The sequence below is a fragment of the Oceanobacillus kimchii X50 genome, from assembly GCF_000340475.1.
Taxonomy (GTDB): Bacteria; Bacillota; Bacilli; order Bacillales; family Amphibacillaceae; genus Oceanobacillus; species Oceanobacillus kimchii.
On sequence record NZ_CM001792.1, the window covers coordinates 137,738 to 143,741 of the forward strand.

General features: G+C 37.6%; 5 protein-coding genes and 3 tRNA genes. 5 read left to right on the top strand and 3 right to left on the bottom strand.

Annotated features, from left to right (window positions below):
• Positions 1 to 3 precede the first annotated feature (3 nt).
• Together C794_RS00855 and C794_RS00860 are read left to right on the top strand one after the other, a co-directional pair.
• A complete protein-coding gene (locus C794_RS00855) occupies positions 4 to 237 on the top strand; it encodes a phage holin (protein ID WP_017795250.1) in 234 nt (77 codons plus the stop codon).
• 66 nt (positions 238 to 303) lie between these two features.
• Positions 304 to 1,155, top strand: coding sequence for an N-acetylmuramoyl-L-alanine amidase family protein (locus tag C794_RS00860; RefSeq protein WP_017795251.1), 852 nt, complete (start codon positions 304 to 306; stop codon positions 1,153 to 1,155).
• Between the two features lie 55 nt (positions 1,156 to 1,210).
• Here the strand turns inward: C794_RS00860 and C794_RS00865 are convergent, their stop codons facing one another.
• From C794_RS00865 to fabI, 3 genes are all read right to left on the bottom strand, one after another.
• On the bottom strand, positions 1,211 to 2,470 hold the full coding sequence (locus tag C794_RS00865; protein WP_017795252.1) for a metal ABC transporter solute-binding protein, Zn/Mn family: 1,260 nt from the start codon (positions 2,468 to 2,470) through the stop codon (positions 1,211 to 1,213).
• A 339-nt stretch (positions 2,471 to 2,809) separates the two neighbouring features.
• A complete protein-coding gene (locus tag C794_RS00870) occupies positions 2,810 to 4,237 on the bottom strand; it encodes an aldehyde dehydrogenase family protein (protein WP_017795253.1) in 1,428 nt (475 codons plus the stop codon).
• Between the two features lie 196 nt (positions 4,238 to 4,433).
• A complete protein-coding gene (fabI, locus tag C794_RS00875; RefSeq protein WP_017795254.1) occupies positions 4,434 to 5,210 on the bottom strand; it encodes an enoyl-ACP reductase FabI in 777 nt (258 codons plus the stop codon).
• A 261-nt stretch (positions 5,211 to 5,471) separates the two neighbouring features.
• Between fabI and C794_RS00880 the strand changes: the two genes are divergently transcribed.
• The 3 genes from C794_RS00880 (at position 5,472) to C794_RS00890 (ending at position 6,004) form a co-directional block, all read left to right on the top strand.
• A tRNA-Glu gene (locus C794_RS00880) sits at positions 5,472 to 5,546 on the top strand.
• A 7-nt stretch (positions 5,547 to 5,553) separates the two neighbouring features.
• Positions 5,554 to 5,629, top strand: a tRNA-Val gene (locus tag C794_RS00885).
• Positions 5,630 to 5,931: 302 nt separating this feature from the next.
• Positions 5,932 to 6,004 (top strand) — tRNA-Thr (locus C794_RS00890).

The following is a 6,004-nucleotide window of genomic DNA, read 5'->3' on the forward strand; positions in this document are numbered from 1 at the left end:
TGTATGGATAAAGCAACCGTCACGCGCACTTTAGTATTGTTTATAGCGTTAATCAATCAAATCTTAGTTACTTTTGATCTTAATCCTATCCCAGGTAATGAAACAATTTGGTATGAAATCACTTCAACTATACTAGTATTCGGAGCTGCTATATGGTCTTGGTTCAAAAACAATTACATTACCTTACGTGGTAGAAAGCAAAAAGAAATCTTACAGGAACACCAGTTAACTCATTAAAGAAGAAGTAATCATTTTCTGATTGCTTCTTTTTTATATAAAAATTTATTTAAAGGGGAGATTTTTATGGCAAAAATATATTTAGATCCAGGGCATGGTGGAAATGATCCAGGTGCAGTAGGCAATGGTTTACAAGAAAAAGATGTTACTTTAGCAATTGCTTTAAAGGTTAGAAACTATCTTAATACCAATTATAGTGGGCATTCGATTCGTATGAGTAGAACGACAGATACAGCTGTTTCACTAGCACAACGAACAAATGATGCAAATAATTGGGGAGCGGATTATTTTGTATCGATCCATATTAATGCTGGTGGAGGCACTGGGTATGAGGATTATATCCATAGTAATCTATCGGATAGTTCAACGACAGCGCAATATCGTAATTTAATGCATGAAGAAATTATGAAGCAAGTAGATTTTAGAAATAGAGGGAAGAAAAAAGCAAACTTTCATGTATTACGTGAGTCGGCTATGTCAGCCATCTTAACGGAAAACGGCTTTATTGATACGGTAGCAGATGCGAATAAATTAAAATCAGATGCTTATTTAAATCGTATTGCATTAGGTCATGCCAATGGAATTGCTCGTGTATTTAATCTTCCGCCTGCTGGTGGACAAGATACCTATACGGTTCAGCCTGGAGATACGCTGTGGAGCATTTCACGAGCATTTGATATGACTGTACAAGAATTAAAGGACCTGAATGGCTTAACCGATGATACAATTTATCCTGGACAAGTTCTTATTGTTAGAGGTACCGGTTTTGAACAAGGGCCGGTGTATCATATTGTTCAAGCAGGAGAGACTTTATGGAGAATTGCTCAGGAATATGAAACAACTGTAGAAGCAATTAAGTCTTTAAATGGGTTATCCAATGAAACGATTCAACCAGGTCAACGCTTACAAGTGAAATAAAGATTGATTTCAAAAAATAGACCCTGCAATCTTAACATGCAGGGTCTATTCTATATTATTTTGATAATGCTTTTTCTAATGCTTCTATATTTTTCTCCATTAAGCTAAAGTAATCTTCTCCGTTATCGATGTCTTCTTGCGTGATTGTCTCCATATTTCTAAGTGTAATACTATCTGCACCAATCTCTGATTGAATAATCTCACTTACTTTACTACTTACATTATTTTCAAAAGCTACATATTTTAAATCGTACTCCTCTGCAGCATTGATGATCTGTACTAACTCGGATTGAGAAGGCTCTTGTGTCGGGGACAACCCATGTATGCTTATTTGTTCTAAGCCATATCGTTCTTCCCAATATCCATACGCAGCGTGTGAAACAATTAAGTGATTAAGTTCTGCGTTATCAAATGTTTGTTGTAAGTCTTGATCAACTTGCTCTAATTGACTTTTTACTTCCTCAAAATTAGCAGTAAAGTATTCTTCTTGCTCAGGTAGTAAGTCAATTAACGTGTTTTTAATATTTTCAGCTAGTTGAATACTTAATATAGGGTCAATAAATACATGAGGATCTCCAATTCCACTTTCCCCATCATGGTTATCAATTTGAAGCTGTATCGGCTCAGATTCTGCAACAACTTCATTATTGTCATCAGCTAAAACGGCCTTTAATTCGATTGATTCATCAATCGTACCAGTATATTGAGAAGTTGATTGGCCATCCACCTCTACCCATTCCTCAGAAGAATCGGTACGAGAATACCATTTCCAGTTGTCACCATCCGTATCTTCATCTGTATGTGCTTCTAATTCAACTGTATCACCTGAATGATAGTGATCATTTACACCGTCGATATGGATGGAAGAAGAGTTCTCACTATTATGGCTATGGTCATGGTCATCACTTTTATGTTCGTGAGCAGCATCTTCATCTTCATGATCGTGATTATGTTCACCTCGTAAGTGTACATTTTCTCCTAAAGGAACGACTGCTACATCTTCATCTGCTAAAATTTCCTCTGCTTTTTCAGCAAATGGTTCCATACCAACACCGGAGTATAGAAATGCATCTTTTTTAGCTAATTCCACCATTTCTCTAGAGCTAGGTTCGTATGTATGAGCATCTGCGTTCGGGGGATAGATACTTTCAACATCTACATAATCACCACCAATTTTTGAGATGAAATCCTCTAAAGCAAAGATAGTTGTCGATATTGTTAACGTATTTTGATCATCCTCGTTAGCAGCATCTTCGGTTTGGCAAGCAGATAAAAGAATGAGAGTAGTTAATAATAAAAATAGAACACGTTTCACTATTGTTACCTCCAAATCTGTAATAAGACATCATAAGTTAATATTCCAAATCATTACTAAAATTAGTCATTTAAAAAGTGCGTAATGATTAAGAATCGTAATTGTTACGATTTAAAATTTACACTTATTTAAATGATATGTCAAGGTCAACTTTTATATTTCAATATATTCATACAATATATAATGGGAGATGTGGAGGAGAATAAACTGCTGATAAATGATTGATTTTGTTTAGAGCCTTTAAGTCATGCCCTTGTGGTACTAACATTCAATAGGGGGTATATTAAAAAGACAAAATAAAAACCGGTAGAAATCATCTACCGGTTCTCTAACGTAATATTAGTTAGGTAAGCCAAGAATTGTTTTTGGCTCTAGGAATTCCTCGATTCCGTAGTCACCCCATTCGCGACCAATACCAGATTGACCAAATCCGCCAAATGGAGCAGAGAAATCTGCTTTACCATCATTAACTGTAATTCGACCAGCTCTTATACCTTTAGCTGCTTTTGTAAGTGTTTCTGGATTTTCACCAACTACATAGCCAGCAAGTCCATAGATTGTGTCGTTTGCAATTTCAATTGCTTCATCTAAATCATTATACGTGATGACAGATAAGACTGGACCGAAAATTTCTTCTTGTGCAATCGTATCATCACGGTTTACATTGGTAAACACCGTAAGTTTAGAATAATAACCTGTTTCTAAACCATCTGGTTTACCAGTGCCACCTGCTACTAAGGTTGCTCCACTATCAATTCCTTGTTGGATATAATCTTGAACCGTGTTCCACTGTTCTTCGGAAACCTGTGGACCGGTAAATGTGTTTTTATCTTGTGGATCACCAACAGGAAATTCGGGTAACAACTCTTTAATTGCTTCAATGAACTCATCGTGCATGGAAGCAGGTACGAGTGCGCGTGTTCCCGCTGTACAAACTTGCCCAGTATTCGCTGCGATATTTGTTATGGCATTTTTCGCTGCATATTTCACATCTGCATCATCTAATACAATAATTGGTGATTTACCACCTAATTCAAGTGAAACTTTGGTAATATCTTGGGCTGCATTTTCCATGATTTTTGTTCCGACTCCGCCTGAACCAGTAAAGGAAACAAAGTCGATATCTGGATGGGAGCTAATTGCATTCCCAATTTTACCACCGGATCCATTGACTAAGTTAAATACACCTTTTGGTACACCGGCTGCTTCAAATACTTCCGCAACTAACATTGCAGCAAATGGAGTTTGAGAAGCTGGTTTTAAGATGACTGTGCTTCCAGCGGCAATTGCACTAGCTAGTTTAGTCGATAACTGATTTGTTGGGAAGTTCCATGGTGTAATTAAACCTGCAACCCCAATTGCATCCTTTTGAATAAATGATCCTTCACGTTGTTCTGTGAATTCAAAATCGCGAAGTATTTTTGCAGTTTCACGGAAGTGACGCAGACCCATTTCGTATTGCGTCTTTTCTGTAAACGTCACTGGTGAACCTAATTCTTGCGTGATGGCTTTTATGAAATCGTCTTTGCGTTTTTCATATTCATCCGCAATTCGATCTAATAATTTTACTCTTTCTTCTCGAGTTGTATTAGAGAAAGAAGGGAACGCTTTTCTTGCAGCTTGTACAGCTCTATCTAAATCTTCTTCTGTACCTGCGCTTATCGTACCCATTTTTTCTTCTGTTGCTGGATTTATAACATCAATTGTTTCATTACCAGTGGACTCGACCCACTCGCCGTTTATAAAGTGTTTTACATTGTTATACATATCGTTTCAAGCTCCTTTGTCTTGAGATTGTGTACATAAATAAATGTTCCCGATATGTATAATGATAAACATTGAATAACGAAAAAAAGGGCTGATACCTCGATGCATGAGCATCCAGAGGGTATCAGCCACTAATAAGCGTAGTATATTGAATTTATCTCCTGAGTAAATACTTTTGCCCAAAATTTCTGCAGAATTATCCCCCTATAATATGAAAGCCTGAATCAACATGAAGAACTTCTCCAGTGATTCCACGAGCCATTTCACTAACTAAGAATAAGGTTGCGTCGCCAACTTCATCTTGATCGACATTTCGACGTAATGGAGCTTTTTCTACAATAACATTTGCTTTTTCATTAAAGTTAGAGACACCTTTTGCAGAAAGTGTGCGAATTGGTCCAGCAGATACTGCGTTAACGCGAATGCCGTATTTACCCATGTCTTCAGCTAGGTAGCGTACACTTGCTTCTAGAGATGCTTTTGCAACCCCCATTACATTATATCCAGGAATAACACGCTCCGACCCAAGGTATGTTTGGGTTACGATTCCTCCACCTTCTGTCATTAATTCTTTAGCGGCTTTTGTAACAGCGACTAAAGAGTACGCGCTGATTTCTTGCGCAAGTAAGAATCCATCTCTTGACGTATTTGCATATTCACCTTGTAATTCATCTCGATTTGCGAATGCAACCGAATGGACAACACCATGAACAACGCCTACTTTTTCACCGATTTCATTGAAAGCTTGTTGGATGCTTTCGTCGTTAGCTACATCACAAGAAACAATAAATTTAGCTTCTATTTCATGTTTGTCTAATAGTTTCACTAGTTTTTGATAAGAACGTTCTTGTCTATTTGTAAATATTAGATTAGCGCCAGCATTGTGTAGTGATTTCGTAATGCCCCAGGCGATGCTTCGTTCATTTGCAACACCCATAACTACGATATTTTTACCTTCTAATAGTTTCGTCATAATTTACCTCCAAATGATTCGTTATGAATTTATTATAACTTATTAGTACCTGGTAATGAAACCAAAACATAAAAAGGTGTTTTTGAGGATGTTAAGAAAGGCTGAAAAGTGTGATTATTCCAGTAATGAGGCGGTTTAAAACTAAAATAAAAAAATCCTGAAAAAATTTCAATTTACTCTTTACAAACGGGGGGATACTCGATATAATAAAATTCGTCAGTTTGCGAGACATACTTCAAAAAGCGTGTCGAAAAGCATCATGGCCCGTTGGTCAAGCGGTTAAGACACCGCCCTTTCACGGCGGTAACACGGGTTCGAATCCCGTACGGGTCACCAATAATATGGAGGATTAGCTCAGCTGGGAGAGCACCTGCCTTACAAGCAGGGGGTCGCAGGTTCGAGCCCTGCATCCTCCACCATCGATTTTTATAAAATGAATGATACGTATTCTTGCAACATAAAGAGAATTTTGATAGTATTCCTTTTGCATTGTATTTTTCATTTATGCCGGCCTAGCTCAACTGGTAGAGCAACGAGCGAAACTTCTCCCGAGTTAACGTCGAGTAACCCCGAAGCACAAACCGCTTCGAGTAAGCTTTTAGATGCAGGGGTCATTAATTAAATCGATTAACTATGTGCTGCAACACTGAGTGATCTTGCAACACGACAAGCATTTCTTTTGGTTAGATAAAAAATTAATCTAATACTAAAATCTTATAATGCCGGCCTAGCTCAACTGGTAGAGCAACTGACTTGTAATCAGTAGGTTGGGGGTTCAAGTCCTCTGGCCGGCA